The organism is Nonomuraea sp. NPDC050536 (genome assembly GCF_044457685.1).
Taxonomy (GTDB): domain Bacteria; phylum Actinomycetota; class Actinomycetes; order Streptosporangiales; family Streptosporangiaceae; genus Nonomuraea.
Map to the genome: position 1 here is coordinate 278,396 of NZ_JBITHD010000013.1, position 18,606 is coordinate 297,001.

General features: G+C 71.1%; 14 protein-coding genes. 4 read left to right on the forward strand and 10 right to left on the reverse strand.

Annotated features, from left to right (window positions below):
* Positions 1–56: 56 nt before the first annotated feature.
* Positions 57–3,515: a methionine synthase gene (gene metH / locus ACIBHX_RS33005; RefSeq protein WP_397071278.1), complete on the reverse strand. Its 3,459-nt coding sequence runs from the start codon at positions 3,513–3,515 to the stop codon at positions 57–59.
* Positions 3,516–3,595: 80 nt separating this feature from the next.
* Here metH and ACIBHX_RS33010 point away from each other — a divergent pair, with 80 nt between their 5' ends.
* From ACIBHX_RS33010 to ACIBHX_RS33020, 3 genes are all read left to right on the forward strand, one after another.
* Positions 3,596–4,054 carry a universal stress protein gene (locus tag ACIBHX_RS33010; protein ID WP_397071279.1) on the forward strand — a complete coding sequence of 153 codons (459 nt, stop codon included), beginning with the start codon at positions 3,596–3,598 and terminating at the stop codon, positions 4,052–4,054.
* Positions 4,055–4,181: 127 nt separating this feature from the next.
* Positions 4,182–5,036: a PAC2 family protein gene (locus tag ACIBHX_RS33015; RefSeq protein WP_397071280.1), complete on the forward strand. Its 855-nt coding sequence runs from the start codon at positions 4,182–4,184 to the stop codon at positions 5,034–5,036.
* Positions 5,037–5,290: 254 nt separating this feature from the next.
* Positions 5,291–5,773 carry a hypothetical protein gene (locus tag ACIBHX_RS33020; RefSeq protein WP_397071281.1) on the forward strand — a complete coding sequence of 161 codons (483 nt, stop codon included), beginning with the start codon at positions 5,291–5,293 and terminating at the stop codon, positions 5,771–5,773.
* 405 nt (positions 5,774–6,178) lie between these two features.
* On the opposite strand, the gene ACIBHX_RS33025 is transcribed toward ACIBHX_RS33020, so the two are convergent.
* From ACIBHX_RS33025 to ACIBHX_RS33055, 7 genes are all read right to left on the reverse strand, one after another.
* Complete coding sequence (locus tag ACIBHX_RS33025; RefSeq protein WP_397071282.1) at positions 6,179–6,841, reverse strand: sirohydrochlorin chelatase; 663 nt, start codon at positions 6,839–6,841, stop codon at positions 6,179–6,181.
* Between the two features lie 226 nt (positions 6,842–7,067).
* Complete coding sequence (locus ACIBHX_RS33030; RefSeq protein WP_397071283.1) at positions 7,068–8,222, reverse strand: uroporphyrinogen-III synthase; 1,155 nt, start codon at positions 8,220–8,222, stop codon at positions 7,068–7,070.
* Positions 8,223–8,553: 331 nt separating this feature from the next.
* Entirely contained in the window at positions 8,554–8,886 is a 333-nt protein-coding gene (gene nirD / locus ACIBHX_RS33035; protein WP_397071284.1) for a nitrite reductase small subunit NirD, read from the reverse strand.
* Entirely contained in the window at positions 8,883–11,279 is a 2,397-nt protein-coding gene (gene nirB, locus ACIBHX_RS33040; protein ID WP_397071285.1) for a nitrite reductase large subunit NirB, read from the reverse strand. The genes nirD and nirB overlap by 4 nt, the downstream gene beginning before the upstream one ends.
* Positions 11,276–12,670: an FAD-dependent oxidoreductase gene (locus ACIBHX_RS33045; protein ID WP_397071286.1), complete on the reverse strand. Its 1,395-nt coding sequence runs from the start codon at positions 12,668–12,670 to the stop codon at positions 11,276–11,278. Before ACIBHX_RS33045 ends, nirB begins: the two co-directional genes overlap by 4 nt.
* Positions 12,667–14,679, reverse strand: coding sequence for a molybdopterin oxidoreductase family protein (locus ACIBHX_RS33050; RefSeq protein WP_397071316.1), 2,013 nt, complete (start codon positions 14,677–14,679; stop codon positions 12,667–12,669). The genes ACIBHX_RS33045 and ACIBHX_RS33050 overlap by 4 nt, the downstream gene beginning before the upstream one ends.
* A gap of 87 nt (positions 14,680–14,766) precedes the next feature.
* On the reverse strand, positions 14,767–16,050 hold the full coding sequence (locus ACIBHX_RS33055) for an MFS transporter (protein ID WP_397071287.1): 1,284 nt from the start codon (positions 16,048–16,050) through the stop codon (positions 14,767–14,769).
* A 189-nt stretch (positions 16,051–16,239) separates the two neighbouring features.
* On the opposite strand from ACIBHX_RS33055, the gene ACIBHX_RS33060 reads away from it, so the two are divergent.
* Positions 16,240–16,725, forward strand: coding sequence for a peptide deformylase (locus tag ACIBHX_RS33060; RefSeq protein WP_397071288.1), 486 nt, complete (start codon positions 16,240–16,242; stop codon positions 16,723–16,725).
* Positions 16,726–16,758: 33 nt separating this feature from the next.
* Here the strand turns inward: ACIBHX_RS33060 and mshC are convergent, their stop codons facing one another.
* Complete coding sequence (gene mshC, locus ACIBHX_RS33065) at positions 16,759–17,982, reverse strand: cysteine--1-D-myo-inosityl 2-amino-2-deoxy-alpha-D-glucopyranoside ligase (protein ID WP_397071289.1); 1,224 nt, start codon at positions 17,980–17,982, stop codon at positions 16,759–16,761.
* On the reverse strand, positions 17,979–18,590 hold the full coding sequence (locus ACIBHX_RS33070) for an NRDE family protein (RefSeq protein WP_397071291.1): 612 nt from the start codon (positions 18,588–18,590) through the stop codon (positions 17,979–17,981). Before ACIBHX_RS33070 ends, mshC begins: the two co-directional genes overlap by 4 nt.
* Between the last annotated feature and the right edge of the window lie 16 nt (positions 18,591–18,606).

The window sequence follows — 18,606 nt, forward strand, 5'->3', positions numbered from 1 at the left end:
GCTGCTTGCCGTACGGCAGCACACTGCCTGAGCAGAGAAACCCGCCGCAGACCGGGTCAGACGTTGAAGTACTTGGCCTCGGGGTGGTGGGCGACCAGGGCGGAGGTGGACTGTTCGGGGTGGAGCTGGAACTCCTCCGACAGCGACACCCCGATGCGCTCAGGCTCGAGCAGTTGGAAGAGCTGCACCTGGTCCTCAAGGTTGGGGCAGGCGGGGTAGCCGAAGGAGTAGCGGCAGCCCTGGATGTTGACCTTGAGCATGTCGTCCAGGGACTCCCCGCCGCCGATGCTCCATTCCGAGCGAACCCGGGCGTGCCAGTACTCGGCCAGGGCCTCGGTGAGCTGGACCGACAGGCCGTGCAGCTCGAGGTAGTCGCGGTAGGCGTCCTTGGCGAACAGCTCGCCGGTGGCCTGGGCGATCTTGCCGCCCATGGTGACGACCTGGAAGGCGACCACGTCGGTCTCCCCCGACTCGCGGGTGCGGAAGAAGTCCGACAGGCACAGGTGCCGGTCGCGGCGCTGGCGCGGGAAGGTGAAGCGGGTCCGCTCGCCCCCGGACTCGTCGAGGATGATCAGCGAGTCGCCGTCGCTGACGCACGGGAAGTAGCCGTAGACGACGGCCGCCTCCAGCAGGCCCTCGGTCTGGATGCGGTCAAGCCACATGCGCAGCCGCGGGCGTCCCTCGGTCTCCACCAGCTCCTCGTAGCCGGGGCCGTCACCGCCGCGGGTGGGCTTGAGGCCCCACTGTCCCAGGAAGAGCGCGCGCTCGTCGAGGAAAGCGGAGTAGTCGGCCAGGGAGATGCCCTTGACGATGCGGTCGCCGTGGAAAGGCGCCGCCGGTACGGCGTTGTCGAGAGCCACGTCGGAGCGGGCGGGCAGCTCCTCGACCGGGGTGCGCTGCAGCACGGCGCCGGTCTTGACGCGGCGCTCGCGCAGCGCGGGCAGCGGGACGCCGTCGCGCTTGTGCGACATGAAGGCGTCCATCAGGCGCAGGCCCTCGAAGGCGTCGCGGGCGTAGCGCACCTCGCCCGAGAACAGCTCGGCCAGGTCCTGCTCGACGTAGGCGCGGGTGAGCGCGGCGCCGCCGAGCAGCACGGGGTACTTCTCGGAGATGCCCCTGGAGTTCATCTCCTCCAGGTTCTCCTTCATCACCACCGTGGACTTCACCAGCAGGCCCGACATGCCGATGACGTCGGCCTTCTGCTCGTCGGCCGCTTCGAGGATGGCGCTGACGGGCTGCTTGATGCCCAGGTTGACGACCTGGTAGCCGTTGTTGGACAGGATGATGTCGACCAGGTTCTTGCCGATGTCGTGGACGTCGCCCTTGACCGTGGCCAGCACGATGCGGCCCTTGGTCTCGCCCTCGAGGCGGTCCATGTGCGGCTCGAGGTAGGCGACGGCGGCCTTCATCACCTCGGCCGACTGCAGCACGAACGGCAGCTGCATCTCCCCGGAGCCGAACAGCTCGCCGACGGTCTTCATGCCGTCGAGCAGCACGTCGTTGATGATCTCCAGGGCGGGCCGCTGGTCGAGCGCGGAGTCGAGGTCGGCCTCGAGGCCCTTGCGCTCGCCGTCGATGATGCGCCGCTTGAGCCGCTCCCACAGCGGCAGCGCGGCCAGCTCCTCGGCCTTGCCCGCGCGCATGGCGGCGGCGTCGACGCCCTCGAACAGGTCCATGAAGCGCTGCAGCGGGTCGTAGCCGTCGCGGCGGCGGTCGTAGATCATGTCGAGCGCGACCTGGCGCTGCTCGTCGGGGATGCGCGCCATCGGCAGGATCTTGGAGGCGTGCACGATCGCCGAGTCGAGCCCCGCGTTGACGCACTCGTTGAGGAACACCGAGTTGAGCACCATGCGGGCGGCCGGGTTGAGACCGAAGGAGATGTTGGACAAACCCAGCGTGGTCTGCACGCTCGGGTAGCGGCGCTTGAGCTCCCGGATGGCCTCGATGGTCTCCAGGCCGTCGCGCCTGGTCTCCTCCTGGCCGGTGGCGATGGGGAAGGTCAGGCAGTCGACGATGATGTCCTCGACCCGCTTGCCCCAGTTGGTGGTGAGGTCCTCGATCAGACGGGTGGCCACCCGCACCTTCCAGTCGGCGGTGCGGGCCTGGCCCTCCTCGTCGATGGTGAGCGCGACCACGGCCGAGCCGTGCTCCCTGACCAGACGCATGATCTTCTGGAAGCGGGAGTCGGGGCCGTCGCCGTCCTCGTAGTTGACCGAGTTCACGGCCGCGCGACCGCCCAGCATCTCCAGTCCTGCCTGCAGTACGGCGGGCTCGGTGGAGTCGAGCATGATGGGCAGGGTCGAGGCCGTGGCGAAGCGGAAGGCCAGCTCCTTCATGTCGGCCACGCCGTCGCGGCCCACGTAGTCGATGCACAGGTCGAGCATGTGGGCGCCGCCGCGGGCCTGGTCGCGGGCCATCTCCACGCAGTCGTCCCAGTGGCCCTCCAGCATGGCCTCGCGGAAGGCCTTGGAGCCGTTGGTGTTGCAGCGCTCGCCGATGGCCAGGTAGGAGGTGTCCTGCCGGAACGGGACGGTCTGGTAGAGCGAGGAGGCGCCGGGCTCGGGGTGCGGGCGCCTGGCGGCGGGCGCGCGGCCGTTGACCCGCTCGACCACCTGGCGCAGGTGCTCGGGGGTGGTGCCGCAGCAGCCGCCGACCAGCGACAGGCCGTAGTCGCGGGTGAAGGTCTCGTGCGCGTCGGCCAGCTCCTGCGGCGACAGCGGGTAGTAGGCGCCGTCGGAGGTCAGCACCGGCAGGCCCGCGTTCGGCATGCACGACAGCGGCAGCCGGGCGTGGCGCGCCAGGTAGCGCAGGTGCTCGCTCATCTCGGCGGGGCCGGTGGCGCAGTTGAGGCCGATGAGGTCGACGCCGAGCGGCTCGATCGCGGTCAGTGCGGCGCCGATCTCGGAGCCGAGCAGCATCGCGCCGTTGGTCTCGATGGTGACCTGGGCGATGATCGGCACGTCCTTGCCGGCCGCCTCGATGGCCCGCTTGGCGCCGATGACAGCGGCCTTGACCTGGAGCAGGTCCTGGCAGGTCTCGATGATCAGCGCGTCGGCGCCGCCGGCGATCAGGCCGGCCGCGTTGTCGCGGTAGGAGTCCCTGAGGTTGGCGTACGGCAGGTGCCCGAGGGTGGGCAGCTTGGTGCCGGGGCCCATCGAGCCGAGCACGAAGCGCGGCTTGTCGGGGGTGGACCAGTGGTCGGCGCGCTCGCGGGCGATGCGGGCGCCCGCCTCGGAGTACTCGTAGACGCGGTCGGACAGGTCGTATTCGCCGAGCGCGGCGAAGTTGGCGCCGAAGGTGTTGGTCTCGACGCAGTCGACGCCTACCTCGAAGTAGGCGTCGTGGACACCGCGGACGATGTCGGGGCGGGTGACGTTGAGCACCTCGTTGCAGCCCTCGTGACCGTGGAAGTCGTCCAGCGTCGGGTCCTGAGCCTGCAGCATCGTCCCCATGGCCCCATCGGCGACGATCACTCGCTGGGACAGCACTTCTCTGAAGGTCGGGACGTTGCTCATGGGGGCAAGCTTATCGGGTGCTCTTGGGCCGCTATTCTGCTGGACGAGCAATTGAACATCACGTCCAATTGGGGTTCCCGATGGCCTACAGCACCGTACTTGTCGGCACCGACGGTTCCACCTCCTCCTTCCGTGCCGTCTCCGCGGCGGCAGGCCTGGCCGCGGCGACGGGGGCCACGCTGGTCCTGGCCTGCGCGTATGTGCCCATGCGCGAGAGCGAGCGCACGGCGGCCGCGGACCGGCTCGGCGACCTGGCCTACAAGGTCAGCGGCTCGACCCCGGCCGACGACGCGCTGCGGGCGGCCAGGGAGCACGCGGTGGCGGCGGGGGCACAGGACATCGTGCTGGCCGCCGAGCAGGGAGACGCGGTCGACGTTCTGGTCCGGCTGGCGGGCGAGGTCGAGGCGGACCTGCTCGTGGTGGGCAACAGAGGGCTCAACAGCCTGGCGGGGCGGCTGCTCGGCTCGGTGCCCTCCAACGTCTCGCACCGCGCCGGATGCGACGTTCTCATCGTGCACACGACCCCTGGCGGGCGCTGAGGCCAGCCGTACTCCTTGCCGTGTCTTGCCCGTGTCATGGGCGGCAGGCCGTGGTGAGCTAGATCGGTGACACGGACCACTCCTCACCGCATAGGCTTAGCGCGATGGCGAGGAGAGGAGGCGACACGTGACCGAGCTCGAAGGGCTCCCCGAGCTCGTCGACCCGGTGCTCATAGCCGCGTTCGAGGGGTGGAACGACGCCGGCGAGGCATCCAGCGGTGTGATCGCCCACCTCGAGTCCGCCTGGAAGGCCGAGCCGCTGATCGCGCTCGACCCTGACGACTACTACGACTTCCAGGTCACGCGGCCCGTCGTGGAGATGGGCGACGGGCTGACCCGGTCGATCGTGTGGCCGACAACGCGGCTGCTGCACGCCAGGCCGCCGGGCGTCGAGCGGGACGTGGTGCTGCTGCGTGGCATCGAGCCGAACATGCGCTGGCGCTCGTTCTGCGCCGAGATCATCGAGATCGCCCGCGAGCTGGGCGTCGGGATGGCGGTGATGCTGGGCGCGCTGCTCAACGACTCGCCGCACACGCGGCCCGTGCCGATCCTGGGCGGTGCCACCGACGAGGCGCTCGCGCGTTCGACCGGGCTCGAGCTGAGCCGTTACGAGGGCCCCACGGGGATCGTGGGGGTGCTGCAGCACGCCTTCGGCGAGGCGGGGCTGAGCGCGGTTTCGCTGTGGGCGTCGGTGCCGCACTACGTGGCGCAGCCGCCCAACCCGAAGGCGACGCTGGCGCTGCTACACCGCCTGGAGGACGTGCTGGCGATCCCGATGCCGCTGGGCGACCTGGAGGAGGAGGCGCGTGCCTGGGAGCACGGCGTCGACGAGCTGGCGTCCCAGGACAGCGAGGTCGCCGAGTACGTCAAGGAGCTGGAGGAGCGCAAGGACGCCGCGGAGCTGCCCGAGGCCAGCGGCGACGCGATCGCCGCCGAGTTCGAGCGGTACCTGCGCCACCGCGACCCCGATACTGACAGCTAACCTTCAGGCGCGATATTCAGCATTTTCCCGAGATTTCGGGTAATAATCGGTGACTATCCAACTTTGCACCAAGTTGGATCGCCAGCCCGCAACGATTCCATCACCGGGAGAAACACGGCTCGATAAACCTCGGCGATTCGCCGAAGTGCCACGTTGAACCTACCCATGTGACTGCGCACGTTAGGCCAACCATGGCGACTTCCCATGTAGACCCGCACCAGAGAAGTCAGGACACGCGGCGGCGCGTCCTGGAGATGGCCCTCTCGCTGCGGGAAGACCGCAACGGCGGATCGGTGGACCATTTCCTCGCCCTGCTCCAGGACCGGCTGCCGCTCTGGCTCCGCATTCTGCACGACCTCTCGCACCGCGCCGGAAAAGGGCGGGTAAGCGATAATCTGCTGCCTGTCATCCGGTATGGCATTGATTACTACCTCGAAGTGCAATCCGCCGCCCTGCCGGCGTTCACCTCCCCCAACGTGACGGTGCGCTTCAGGGAGGTGGTGCGCGGCCTGGAACTGGGGCCCCGGTCGGAGACCCTGCCGCTGTCGGCCTACCTCAAGGCGGAGCAGCGGCTCGGACGGGTCGCCGAGCGCGTCGACCCGGAGGCCAGCGCCCGGCTGCTGCTCGCGGGCTGCTTCCGCCACGCCTACAACGAACTGTTCTTCGGCGCCGACTCGGTCCCGCCGCGCGACACGAGCGCCGAGGAGATCGTCCGCGAACTCCGCCTGGAGTCGTAACTCCCACCCTGAGCGCGAATCTCCCAATTCATGCGGTCCCTGCTCTTTGGACAGATCTTGCGCTCTGTGCGCACCTTGCTCGACTGTGGACGTTGCGCCTTTTGCAGATCTTGCACTTAGTGCGGACCTGGCTCGGGTGCGGACTTTGCGCCTTTTGCAGATCTTGCGCTTAGTGCGGACCTGGCTCGGGTGCGGACTTTGCGCCTTTTGCGGACCTTGCGCTTAGTGCGGATCTTTCGCTTGTACGGCAAGCCGCCCTACCGCCAGTCGCCGCACTTCGGCCGGGGTCTGTCCAGGGAGACGCTCCTCCGGTGATGCGGGCTGCCCGCCGACACGACGCACGGAAACCGGCTTTCACCAGCCTGCGGGACCCGGTTCCCGGCTTCACAAGCCCGGTCGGCGGGTTCAGGCGGCGGAGCGGTTTCCCAGGGACTCGTCGTAGCGGTGCCAGACCAGGCCGGCGAGGGACGCATCGGGGCCGAGGGGCGGGCTGACGAGGTCGGCCCCGGCGGCTTCGAGGCGGGAGTGGAAGTATCCCGGCGCCAGCAGGTAGGACGCGATCACCACCCGAGCAGCGGGACCCGAGCGGGCTCGCTCCATGGCTTCGGCCAGGGTTGGCGTGCCCGCGGAGGCGAAGGCCGCCGTCACGGGACGCGCCAGCCGTACGGCCAGCATGCGGGCGGCAGCACGCACCTCGGCCAGCGCGCCCGGGTCGGAGGAGCCGGCCGCCCCGAGAATGACGGCATCGGCGGGCTGCAAGGTGGCCAGCCGCCGCACCAGGGCAGAGGTCAGGAGCGGGTGCGGCCCGAGGTGTCGGGCGACGATGGCGCCCGTGTCCGCGACGATGCCCGGGATGTCCTGATGAATGTGATACCCCCCGGCCAACAGCAGCGGCACCACGACCGCGGGCCCCGCCATCGACGCCAGCACGTCGGCCAGGCGAGGACGGCTGATCTCCAGATAGGCCAGCTCGACCCGCCGCCCCGGCCGCTGCCCCCGCACCAACGCCGCCAGCCCCTCCAGCGTCGCCTCACCCGCCGCACTCCGCGTGCCATGCGCCGCCAACACCAGGGCAGGCCATACCCCCCGCCGCACCACCCCAGTCACACGAATTCCCCGAGCAGCCAGACCGACCACCGCACCACCCCAGTCACACGACCTCCCCAAGCAGCCAGACCGACCACCGCACCACCCCAGTCACACGACCTCCCCAAGCACCCTGACCAACCACCGCACCACCCCAGTCACAGGACCCAACACGGGCTCCATGCCGGGGTGGGAGGTGGGAGTGGGGTCATGGGAGGGGGCGTTGGCAGGCGAGGCGGTAGCCGCGTTTGACGACCGTCTCGACGATGCCGGCGGGGCCGAGAGCGCGGCGCAGGCGGGTGATGGCCATCTCGACCGCGTGCTCAGCCGAGTCGCGGTTCGGCCCGCCGGGCAGGACTGTGCGGAGGTCGGCCCGGGGGACGACGTGGCCGGGCTTGTCGGCCAGGCGCTTGAGCACCGCCATGGGAGCGGGCGGGAGCGGCTTGAGCTCGCCGTCCACGACGACGGCGTGGCCGCGGATCTCCAGGCGGTGCCCACCCGCGACGAGGCGGGTCACGCCGAACTCGGGCAGGTGGCGGGCGAGCGCGCGGGCCAGGGCGCCGAGGCGGGCGCGTTCCGGCTGCAGCGTGCGGATCCCGCGCGAGGTGAGTGGCTCGCCCGTGACTGGGCCCACGCAGGCCGCCACGACGGCGCCGGAGAAGGCCGCGAGCAGCGAGTCCTCCAGCCCGTCCGCGCGGGCCGAGCGGAGCATGGCATGCACGGCGGGCGCGCTGGTGAAGGCGACGGCGTCCACCGCTCCGGTGATCGTCTGCGTGACCAGGCGGCGCAGCGGCGAGGCGTCACGGTAGGGCAGCCACCGGTAGACCGGGATCTCGATCACCTCGGCTCCCGCCTCCCGCAGTGCCGCGACGAAGTCCGTGAGCGGCTCGCCGTGCTGCTGCACCGCGATGCGGCGGCCGCGCAGGTCCTGGTCGAGCAGGTACTGCTTGACCTCCCCGCACGACTCGGTGGCCGGGGTCCAGTGGTCGTTAAGCCCGGCGGCCCGTACAGCGCCCCTGGCCTTGGGCCCGCGGGTGAGCAGCCGCGACCTGGCCAGGTGCTCGGCCAGGTCGGCCGACAACCCCCACCCCTCGGCGGCCGCCATCCACCCGCGGAACCCGACACCCGTGGTGATCACCACGTCGTCGATGGGCCCCGCCAGGCTGTCGCGGGTGGCGGCCAGCAGGTCGGTGTCCTCCTCCAACGGCACGAGCCGGATCGCGGGCGCACTCACCACCCGGGCGCCACGCCGCTCCAACAACGCGCAGAACTCCTCACGCCGCCGCGTCGCCGTCACCCCCACGGTGAACCCCGACAACGAGTCCTGCGCCGTCTCCACCCCCTCAACAGGCATCGCGCTCATACGCTCGCCTCCACCTCCATAAACCACTCGTTCCAGGCAAACCCACGACCGTGCGCCTCGCTCACGCGACCACCGCCACCGCGGGCTCAGCCGCTCCACGTGACTGGTCCCACGAGCACCCGCGCGGCCGCCCTTCGATTCCGCCGCCCCGGCACTCGCTCAGGCGACCACCGCCACCGCGGACTCGACCGCCAGACAGGTCACTGGTCCCACGAGCACCCACGCGGCCGCCCTTCCGATACCGCCGTCGGCCAGGGCTCGGCATCTCGCAAGCTCGACGCCCGCGTTTCCCCGAGGCTCTCGCCTTCCAGCGCCCTGCCGGCTCTCAGACTCATGCGAGGACCTCCACCTCTCCCCCGTTCACGCGGGCCGGATACGTCGGTACGGCTATCGCCGGGTTGTCCAGGCAGGCACCGCTGGACAGGGAGAAGACCTGTTTGTGCATGGGTGAGGCGACCGTGGGCTCCGCGCCGCGGGTGCCGACGATGCCGCGTGAGAGGACCTGGGCCCCGGAGAAGGGGTCGAGGTTGCCGAGGGCGTAGACACCGCCACCGAAGTCCCGAAAAATCGCGATCTGGTGGCCGTGAACGAGGGCGCAAACCCCGCGTTCCGGAAGGAGGTCGGCGAATCCGCACACGGACACCCACTCCTGCACAGCACTCATGGACTTATCACCTCCAGAGGGATGGGTTTGATCTGGTCGCGGACGGTTTCGAAGGTGATGCTCGGATCGGGCACCTCGGGCGCGTTCACGAACGTCACGAACCGCCGCAGTTTGTCGGGGTCGTCGAGCGTGGCCCGCCACTCGTCGGCGTAGCCCTCCACGTGCGCGGCCATCTGCGCGTCCAGGTCGGCGCAGAGCCCGAGCGCGTCGTCGACGATCACCGACCGCAGGTAGTCGAGCCCACCGTCCAGCTCCTCCAGCCAGGCGGCGGTGCGCTGGAGCCGGTCGGCGGTGCGGATGTAGAACATCAGGAACCGGTCGATGGTCCGCACCAGTTCCTCGGTGGTCAGGTCGGTGGCCAGCAGGTCGGCGTGGCGCGGCTTGAAGCCGCCGTTGCCACCGACGTAGAGGTTCCAGCCGTGCTCGGTGGCGATCACGCCGAAGTCCTTGGACCTGGCCTCGGCACATTCGCGGGCGCAGCCGGACACCGCCGACTTGAGCTTGTGCGGCGAGCGCAGCCCCCGGTAGCGCAGCTCCAGCGCGATGGCCAGCCCGACGGAGTCCTGGACGCCGTAGCGGCACCAGGTGGAGCCCACGCACGACTTGACGGTCCGCAGCGCCTTGCCGTAGGCGTGGCCCGACTCGAATCCGGCGTCGACGAGGCGGCGCCAGATGTGCGGCAGCTGCTCGACGCGGGCGCCGAACAGGTCGATGCGCTGCCCGCCGGTGATCTTGGTGTAGAGGCCGAAGTCGCGGGCGACCTCGCCGATCACGATGAGCTTGTCGGGGGTGATCTCCCCGCCGGGAATGCGCGGGACGACCGAGTAGGTGCCGTTGCGCTGGAGGTTGGCCAGGAAGTGGTCGTTGGTGTCCTGCAGCGCGGCCTGCTCGCCGTCCAGGACGTGGCCGTTGCCGAGCGAGGCCAGGATGGAGGCGACGGCGGGCTTGCACAGCTCGCAGCCCCTGCCGCGGCCGTGGGATGCGATCAGCTCGGAGAAGGTGGTGATGCCGCGGACCCGGACGATGTCGTACAGCTCCGCCCGGCTCTGGTCGAAGTGCTCGCACAGCGCCTTGCCCACGTTGACGCCGCCCTCGACCAGCAGCCGCTTCAGCATCGGCACGCAGCTGCCGCACGAGGTGCCCGCGCCGGTGCAGGCCTTGACCGCCGGGACGTCCGTCAGCCCCTGCGCCGTGATGGCCTCGACGATGTCGTCCTTGGTCACGTTGTTGCACGAGCAGATCAGCTCGCCGGGCGCGGAGGCGAACAGCAGCTCGCTGGGGTTGGCGGGCAGCGGCTTGCCGACGAGCGGCTTGAGCGTCTGGTACGGCGTGGCGTCGCCGACGCAGATCCCGCCGAGCAACGTCCTGGCGTCGTCGGAGACGAACAGCTTCTGGTAGACGCCGCCCACCGGGTCGAGGTAGGTCACGTCCAGCGCCCCCGACATGGCGCCGAACTGCGCGACGTCCACCCCGAGCAGCTTGAGCTTGGTCGACAGGTCGGCCCCGGCGAACGAGGCGTGCCCGCCCATGATCCGGTCGGCGGCGATCTCGGCCATGGCGTAGCACGGCGCGGCCAGGCCGTACACCATGCCCTGGAACAGCGCGCACTCGCCGATGGCGTAGACGCGCGGATCGGAGGTGCGCAAGCCGGAGTCGACGGCGATGCCGCCGCGCTCGCCGACGTCGAGCCCGGCCGCCCTGGCCAGCTCGTCGCGCGGCCTGACGCCCGCGGAGAACACCACGACCTGGGCCTCGATGGCGGTGCCGTCGTCGAGCACGACCTGGCCGGGTTCGACGCGGTCCAGGCCGCGGCCGGTGTGCACGCTCAGGCCGAGCGTCTCGATGAGGCCCTTGAGCACGGCGCCGCCGCCCTGGTCGACCTGGCGCGGCATCAGCCAGGGGCTCAGCTCGACGATGTGCGTCTTGAGGCCGAGGCCGCGCAGCGCGTCGGCGGCCTCCAGCCCGAGCAGCCCGCCGCCGACCACGACCCCGGCCGTCGAGCCGTGCGCGGCCGCCTTGATGGCGTCCAGGTCGTCGATGGTCCGGTAGACGAACGCGGTTGAGGCCCCCGGCACGGGTGGCACGAACGGCGCCGACCCGGTCGCCAGGACGAGGACGTCATACGGCACGGCCGCGCTCTCGGTGCGCACCTCCCGGGCATCTCTGTCAATCCCCACCACGCGGGCACCGAGGCGGACATCGGCCCGTATTTCGGAGAACGTCAGCTCCGACACCGGCGTCCCGGTCAGGTACGAGGTGAGCGCCACCCGATCGTAGGCGGGGCGCGGCTCCTCCCCCAGCACCGTGATCGAACCCTCGAAGCCCTTCGACTCCAGGGTCGAGACCAGCCGGTGCGCCGCGGGTCCGTTTCCGACGACGACGACGCGGGTCATGCCGACACCCCTTCCTGATCACACAGCCAGCCGACGATGCCCTCGACCGCGTCGCGACAGGTGCCGCAGCCGGTCGTGGCCCTGGTCGCGGCCGCTACGGCGGCCACGTCCCTGGCGCCCGCCTCCCAGCAGGCGCGGATCTCTCCCTTGGTGACGTTGTTGCAGTGGCACACCTTGGCCGCGTCGGGCATCCGGACCGGCGTGTCGGCCTCCGCCGCTCCCGCGAGGCCGGGGAACAGCAGGCCCGCTCTGTCGCCCGGCAGGCTGAGGCCGCGGTCGTAGAGCTGGGTGAGCGTGCCGACGGCGTCGCTCTCGCCCAGCAGGATCGCGCCGACCAGGCGGTCGTCGCGGATGACGAGCTTGCGGTAGGTGCCGGCGGCGCGGTGGGTGAAGCGGACGACCTCGGCGTGCTCGTCGCCCAGGTGGGTCTCGCCCATCGCGGCCAGCTCCACGCTGCGGGCCTTGAGCCGGGTGACCAGGCGTGATCCGCGGTAGCGCGCCGGGCGGCCGGTGATGACGTCGGCGACCACGGCGGCCTGCTCCCAGGCGGGCGCGACCAGGCCGTAGACGGTGCCGTCGTGCTCGGCGCACTCGCCGATCGCGAAGACGGCCGGGTCGTCGGTGCGCAGCTCGTCGTCGACGACGACGCCCCGCCGTACCTCGAGTCCCGCGTCGGCCGCCAGTCCGGTGAGGGGCCGCACGCCGCAGGCGAGCACGACGACCTCGGCGGGGACCAGGTCCCCGTCCGCCAGCGCAACGCCTTCCTGGAGCACATCGGTGACCTTGACGCGGGTTCGGACCTCGATGCCGACGCCTGCCAGTGTCTCGCCGAGCACGACGCCCGCCTCCGGGTCGAGCTGGCGCTCCATCAGGTGGTCGGCCAGGTGCAGCAGCGTGACGGGCAGGCCGCGCCCGGCCAGGCCGCGGGCGGCCTCGATGCCGAGCAGGCCGCCTCCGATGACCGCCGCCCGGCGGCCGGGGAGCGCCTGGGCGAGGATGCGGTGGCAGTCGTCCAGCGTCCTGAACGGCAGCGCGCGCTCGACGCCGTGGATCGGCGGCACCATGGGCTCGCTGCCTGTGGCGAGGACGAGCACGTCGTACGGCTCGCGCCGCCCGTTCTCGGCGACGACGGTGCGCGTGTCCCTGTCGATCTGGGTGACGCGGACCCCGGTGACCGCCTCGACGCCGTGCTCGGCGTACCAGGAGGGATCGAGGAGGCGTACCTGGGCGGGCCCCGAGCTCCCGGCCAGGACGTTGGACAGCAGCACCCTGTTGTACGGCGGAGCGGTCTCGGCGCCGAACACGGTGATGCGCACGTCCCGGTCCCTGGCGCGTACCTCCGTCACCAGGCGCGCCCCGGCCATGCCGTTGCCGACCACGACGAGCCTCATCCGGCCTCCACTCCGCTCGCCGCGTCGTCGCGCCGCTCCAGGCGGACGGCGCACACCTTGAACTCGGGCATGCGGGAGACCGGGTCGAGGGCGGGGTTGGTGAGCCGGTTGGCGCCCTCCCAGTGGAAGGGCATGAAGACGGTGTCGCGCCGGATGGCGTCGGTGACGCGGGCCACGCACTCGACGGCGCCGCGGCGGCTCGACGCGCGCACCAGGTCGCCGTTCGCGATGCCCAGCTGCTCGGCCAGGTCGGGGTGGAGCTCGACGAACGGCTCGGGCGCGGCGTCGACCAGCGGCCCGATCCTGCGCGTCTGGGCACCCGACTGGTAGTGCGCCAGCAGCCGGCCCGTGGTCAGGTAGATCGGATACTCCTCGTCCGGCTCCTCCACCGCGGGCCGATGCTCGACCGGCACGAACCGCGCCCTGCCGTCGGGGGTGGCGAAGCGGTCGAGCATGGGACGCGGCGTGCCCGCCAGGTCCTCGCCGGGGCACGGCCAGAAGACGCCGCCCTCGGCTTCGATCCGCTCGTAGGTGATGCCCGCGTAGTCGGCGACGCCGCCCGCGCTGGCCCGCCGCAGCTCGTCGAAGACAGCGCCGGGTTCCGACGGGAAGTCGTGCCCGAGCCGTCGCGCCAGCCCGGCGATGACCTCCAGGTCGCTGCGTACCTGTGCGGGCCGTGACAGTGCCTGGCGGCGCAGGATGACCCGGCCCTCCAGGTTCGTCATCGTGCCGGTCTCCTCGGCCCACTGCGTCACGGGAAGCACCACGTCGGCCAGCGCCGCGGTCTCCGACCGCACCACGTCGGCCACGACCAGCAGGTCCAGCGACCGCAGCCGCTCGGCGATCCGGGAGGAGGCGGGCGCCGACACCACCGGGTTCGACCCGAACACCAGCAGCGCCCGCGGCCCGCCCGCGGTCCCCAGCGACTCCAGCAGTTCGTAGGCCGACCGGCCGGGCCCCGGCAGCTCGTCCGGCTCGACGCCCCAGACCGCCGCCACGTGCGCGCGGGCGGCCGGATCGTCGATGCGCCGGTAGCCGGGCAGCTGGTCGGCCTTCTGGCCGTGCTCGCGCCCGCCCTGCCCGTTGCCCTGCCCTGTCACGCACCCGTACCCGGACCCGGTGCGCCCCGGCAGCCCCAGGGCCAGTGCCAGGTTGATGAAGGCCGAGACGGTGTCGCTGCCCTTGGCGTGCTGCTCGGCCCCCCGCCCGGTCAAGATGTACGCCTTATCAGCATTTTTCAGGAGCTGTACGGCTTCGCGCATGCGGGACACGGGCACCCCGGTGATCCGCTCGACCCGCTCGGGCCACCACGAGGACACCGACGTGGCCACCGCCTCGAATCCGGACGTGCGCTGTTCGATGTAGGCCGAGTCGGCGAGGCCTTCGGCCACCACCAGGTGCAGCAGCCCCAGCGCCAGCGCCAGGTCGGTGCCGGGGGTCGGCTGCAGGTGCAGCTCCGCCAGCCGGGCGGTCGGAGTGCGCCTGGGGTCCACCACGATCAGCCGCGGCAGCCTGCGCACGAACGGCGGCATGGTCTCGGCCACGTTCGCGCCCGCGAGCAGCGCCACGTCGGCCCCGGCCAGGTCGGAGGTCGGGAACGGCATCCCCCGGTCCATGCCGAACGCGCGGATCGAGGCCGCCGCGGCCGACGACATGCAGAAGCGGCCGTTGTAGTCGATCTGGCTCGTACCCAGCGCGACCCGGGCGAACTTGCCGAGCAGGTAGGCCTTCTCGTTGGTGAGCCCGCCCCCGCCGAACACCGCGACGGCGTCGGGCCCGTGCTCGGCCCGCAGTTCCCTCACCCGGTCCGCGACGTGGTCCAACACTGCGGACCACGGGGCGGCCCGGCCGTACAGCAGGGGCGTGGTCAGGCGCGAGCCGTTGGTCAGTAACTCCCCCGCGGTCCAGCCTTTCTGGCACAGTCCCTGGTCCGAGGTGATCTCCACGTGGCCGTCCCGCAGGGCGACGCCCATGGCGCACTGCAGGGCGCAGTACGGGCAGTGCGTCATCACAGGCGCGGTGCCGGGCGGTGAAGTCACGCCCTCGATAGTGCTTTCGGGTGGTTTCACCCCTGGGTCCCTTCTGTTACCGCTGTGTTAGACCCGTGCGTGGGCCAGGCGGGGCGCGCCGGCCGTGCGGACGTAGCACCACCAGGTGATCGCGAAGCAGGCGACGTAGAACGCGCCGAAGGCCAGCAGCGCCGTGGCAGGGCCGCCGGTCGCGGCGAAGGACATGCCGAAGCCGCGGTTGATGAGGAAGCCGCCGAACGCGCCGATCGCCGAGATGATCCCGACGGCGGCGGCGGCCTGCCGCTTGCCGTCCTCGACCCGGTCGGGCCCGGCCAGCGCGAGGAAGATGGCGGGGATCATGCGGTAGGTGGAGCCGTTGCCGACGCCCGCGGTCAGGAACAGCACCTGGAAGGCCAGGAAGAAGATCCAGAAGCTCCCGGACGTGGTGGCGGCTCCGGCGAGTACCACTCCCACGGCCATCAGCGCGAAGTTCCACAGCGTCACGCGCGCCCCGCCGAGCCGGTCGGACAGCCAGCCGCCCAGCGGCCTGATCAGCGATCCCAGCAGCGGCCCCGCGAAGGCCACCGCCTGCCAGGGCGCCCCGGGGAACAGCGACTTGGCCAGCAGCGGGAACGCGGTGGAGTAGCCGATGAACGAGCCGAACGTCCCGACGTACAGCAGCGACATGATCCAGGTCTGCGCGTTGCCCGCCACCGCGAGCTGCTCGCGCGGCCGGGCACGCGCCGCGGACAGGTTGTCCATGAACAGCCACGCGCACGCGGCGGCCACCACGATGAACGGCACCCAGAACCAGCCCGCCCAGGCCAGCCCGAACGCCCCGATCACCAGCGGCAGCACCAGCTGCACCGAGCTGACCCCGATGTTGCCTCCCGCCGCGTTCAGCCCGAGCGCCGAGCCCTGCCGATCCCGCGGGTAGAAGTAGGTGATGTTGGCCATGCTGGAGGCGAAGTTGCCGCCGCCCACCCCGGCCGTCGCCGCGATCACCAGGAACATCCAGTACGGCGTGCCGGGACCGCTGACCGCCACGCCCAGCAGCACGGCGGGCACGAGCAGCAGCAGCGCGCTGACCACGGTGAAGTTGCGCCCGCCGAACCTGGCGGGCCCGAAGGTGTAGGGGATGCGCAGCGCCGAGCCCACCAGGTTGGGCACCGCCACGAGCCAGAACAGCTGGTCGGTGGAGAAGGAGTACGAGCCGAGCTTGGCGGCCACGATGCTCCACAGCGTCCACACGGTGAAGCCGAGATGCTCGGCCAGGATGGAGAACAGGAGGTTACGCCTGGCCACGGACCTGCCCGTGGTCTGCCAGAAGGCCGGGTCGTCGGGGTGCCACTGCGCTATCCATCTGGTCATGGCGCCGACCGTAGACAGGGCCCGTTACGCACACTGACGATCTGTGACCGTGCGGGCGTTACATCCGTCTCACCGGTGTAACAGGCAATGCATGTGTTTCACCGCGGCAACATGAATTTAACGATTGCGATCGCGGAGCCCGGGAAACCTTTCCGTGATGACGCGTCGTGACGTTTCGGGGAGTTGCGTGTGACGGTCCGGCAGATCCGTGTGTTCGGCGATCCGGTCCTCCGCTCGGTGGCGGAGCCGGTCAAGGAGTTCGATCGGGAACTGCGGGGGCTGGTGAAGTCCCTGACCGCGACGATCCGCGCGGGCGGCGGCCGCGCCGGGCTGGCCGCGCCGCAGCTGGGCGAGCCGGTGCGGGTGGTCGTCTACTCCTGCGACGGCAAGTCGGGGCATCTGGTGAACCCGCGCCTGGAGCTGTCGGAGCGGCGGATCATCGCCGACGAGGCGTGCCTGTCGGCGCCGGGCGTGTGGTGGCCGCTGGAACGTTCCTTCATGGTGATGGCCCGCGGCTGGGACATGTTCGGCAAGCCCGTCAAGGTGCGGGCGCTCGGCGTGCTCGCCAGGGTGCTGCAGCACGAGGTGGACCATCTGGACGGCGTGCTGTTCAGCGACCACCTCGACGCCGCCGAGCGTGAGCGCTTCCTGGCCGCCGCCCTCCCCGCCGGATAGGCGCGGGGAGGAGGGGCAGGCCGTACGGCTTGCTCAGAGTGCGACGCCCAGCAGGGCGTCGGCCAGGTCGCGCACCAGGTCAGGGGCCGACGTGTCGGAGCCGCCTGCGGCGAGCGCGCGGTCGGCCCAGGCGTCGATCGCGGCCAGGGCGCCGGGTGCGTCCAGGTCGTCGGCGAGGCGTTCGCGGACGGTGGCCAGCACGTCCTCGGCGTCGGGTCCGGCTTCGAGCGCGACGGCCGAGCGCCAGCGGGCCAGGCGGGCCTCGGCGGCGGCCAGGTGGTCCGGGGTGTACTCCCAGTCCGCGCGGTAGTGGTGGGCGAGCAGCACCAGCCGGATCGCCATCGGGTCGTGCGCGCCCCGCAGCTTGGAGACGAAGACCAGGTTGCCCTTGGACTTCGACATCTTCTCGCCGTCCAGCGCGACCATGCCCGCGTGGGTGTAGAAGCGGGCGAAGGGCCACTCGCCGGTGGCCGCGTGCCCCTCGGAGGCGCCGCACTCGTGGTGCGGGAAGATCAGGTCCGAGCCGCCGCCCGCCACGTCGAAGCCCGGGCCCAGGTTGGCCAGCGCGATCTGCGTGCACTCGACGTGCCAGCCGGGACGCCCCCGGCCGAGCGTGGAGTCCCAGGCCGGCTCGCCGGGCCGCTCGGCCCGCCACAGCAGCCAGTCGAGCGGGTCGCGCTTGCCCGGCCTGTCGGGATCGCCGCCGCGCTCGGCGAACAGCCCCAGCATCTCGGCCTGCGAGTAGCCCGACACCTGGCCGAACTTGGGCGCGTCGGAGACGCTGAAGTACACGTCGCCGTCCAGCTCGTAGGTCACGCCCTTGGCCGACAGCTGCGCGATCAGGTCGGCGACCTCGCCCACGACCTCGGTCACGCCGACGTACTCGCGCGGCGGCAGGATGCGCAGGGCCTCCATGTCGGTACGGAAGAGCTCGATCTCCCGCTCAGCCAGCGCCTGCCAGTCGATGCCGGTCTGCTCGGCCCGCTCCAGCAGCGGGTCGTCCACGTCGGTGGCGTTCTGGGTGTAGTGCACCTCGTGGCCGCCGTCGCGCCAGACCCGGCCCACCAGATCGAAGGCCAGGTAGGTGTTGGCGTGGCCCAGGTGGGTGGCGTCGTAGGGCGTGATGCCGCAGACGTACATCTTCGCGGTCGGCCCCGGATCGGTCCGCCTGACCTGCTTGGCCGACGTGTCGTAGAGCCGCAGCGGGACGCTCTGACCGGGGAGCTTGGGAACGTTCGGGGCGGGCCACGATCTCATGCTTGGAGCCTATCCAGCTCGGCGAAGTCGTATGACATGCCCTCTTCGTCCATCGTGATCAGCGTGGCCGACAGTGAGGCGTAGATCCGGCCGTCGGGCAGCTCGTGCCTGACGATCAGCGCCGCGGGGTCGTCGCGGGGCTCGACCCTGGCCTGCGCCAGCCAGTCGGCGGACGTCTCGAAGACCGGGTCGACCGGCACGATTCCATCGTTGACGATCTTGGTGAGGCCCGGCGGGAGGTCCTGGCGGCTGAGCCGTACCCCGTCCCAGGAGAAGAGGCTTGCCTGGGACCGGTCCGCAATGAGCAGATGGAACGGGTCGTAGCGGGAGAGCTCGACCTCGGGCATGGTCCCCGTGGCGGCGGCCAGTAGCGGCAGGCCGCCGCGGGAGATCTTGGTGGCCTCGGGCGCGGGGGTTCCCCGCCCGTTGAGCACGGCGGCCACGCGCCTGGCCGCGGAGTCGACGGCCAGCCACGTGCCGCCCGCCTTCAGATCACGCCCGCCCAGGATCCCGGGATGCTCGGGCCAGTACTGGCCCGGGCCCTCCCACGGCCGGTCGGTGAGCTCGTCACGCACCGCCAGGAGGGTCAGCGGCCCTCCGGTCCTCACGATCACCGTACACACA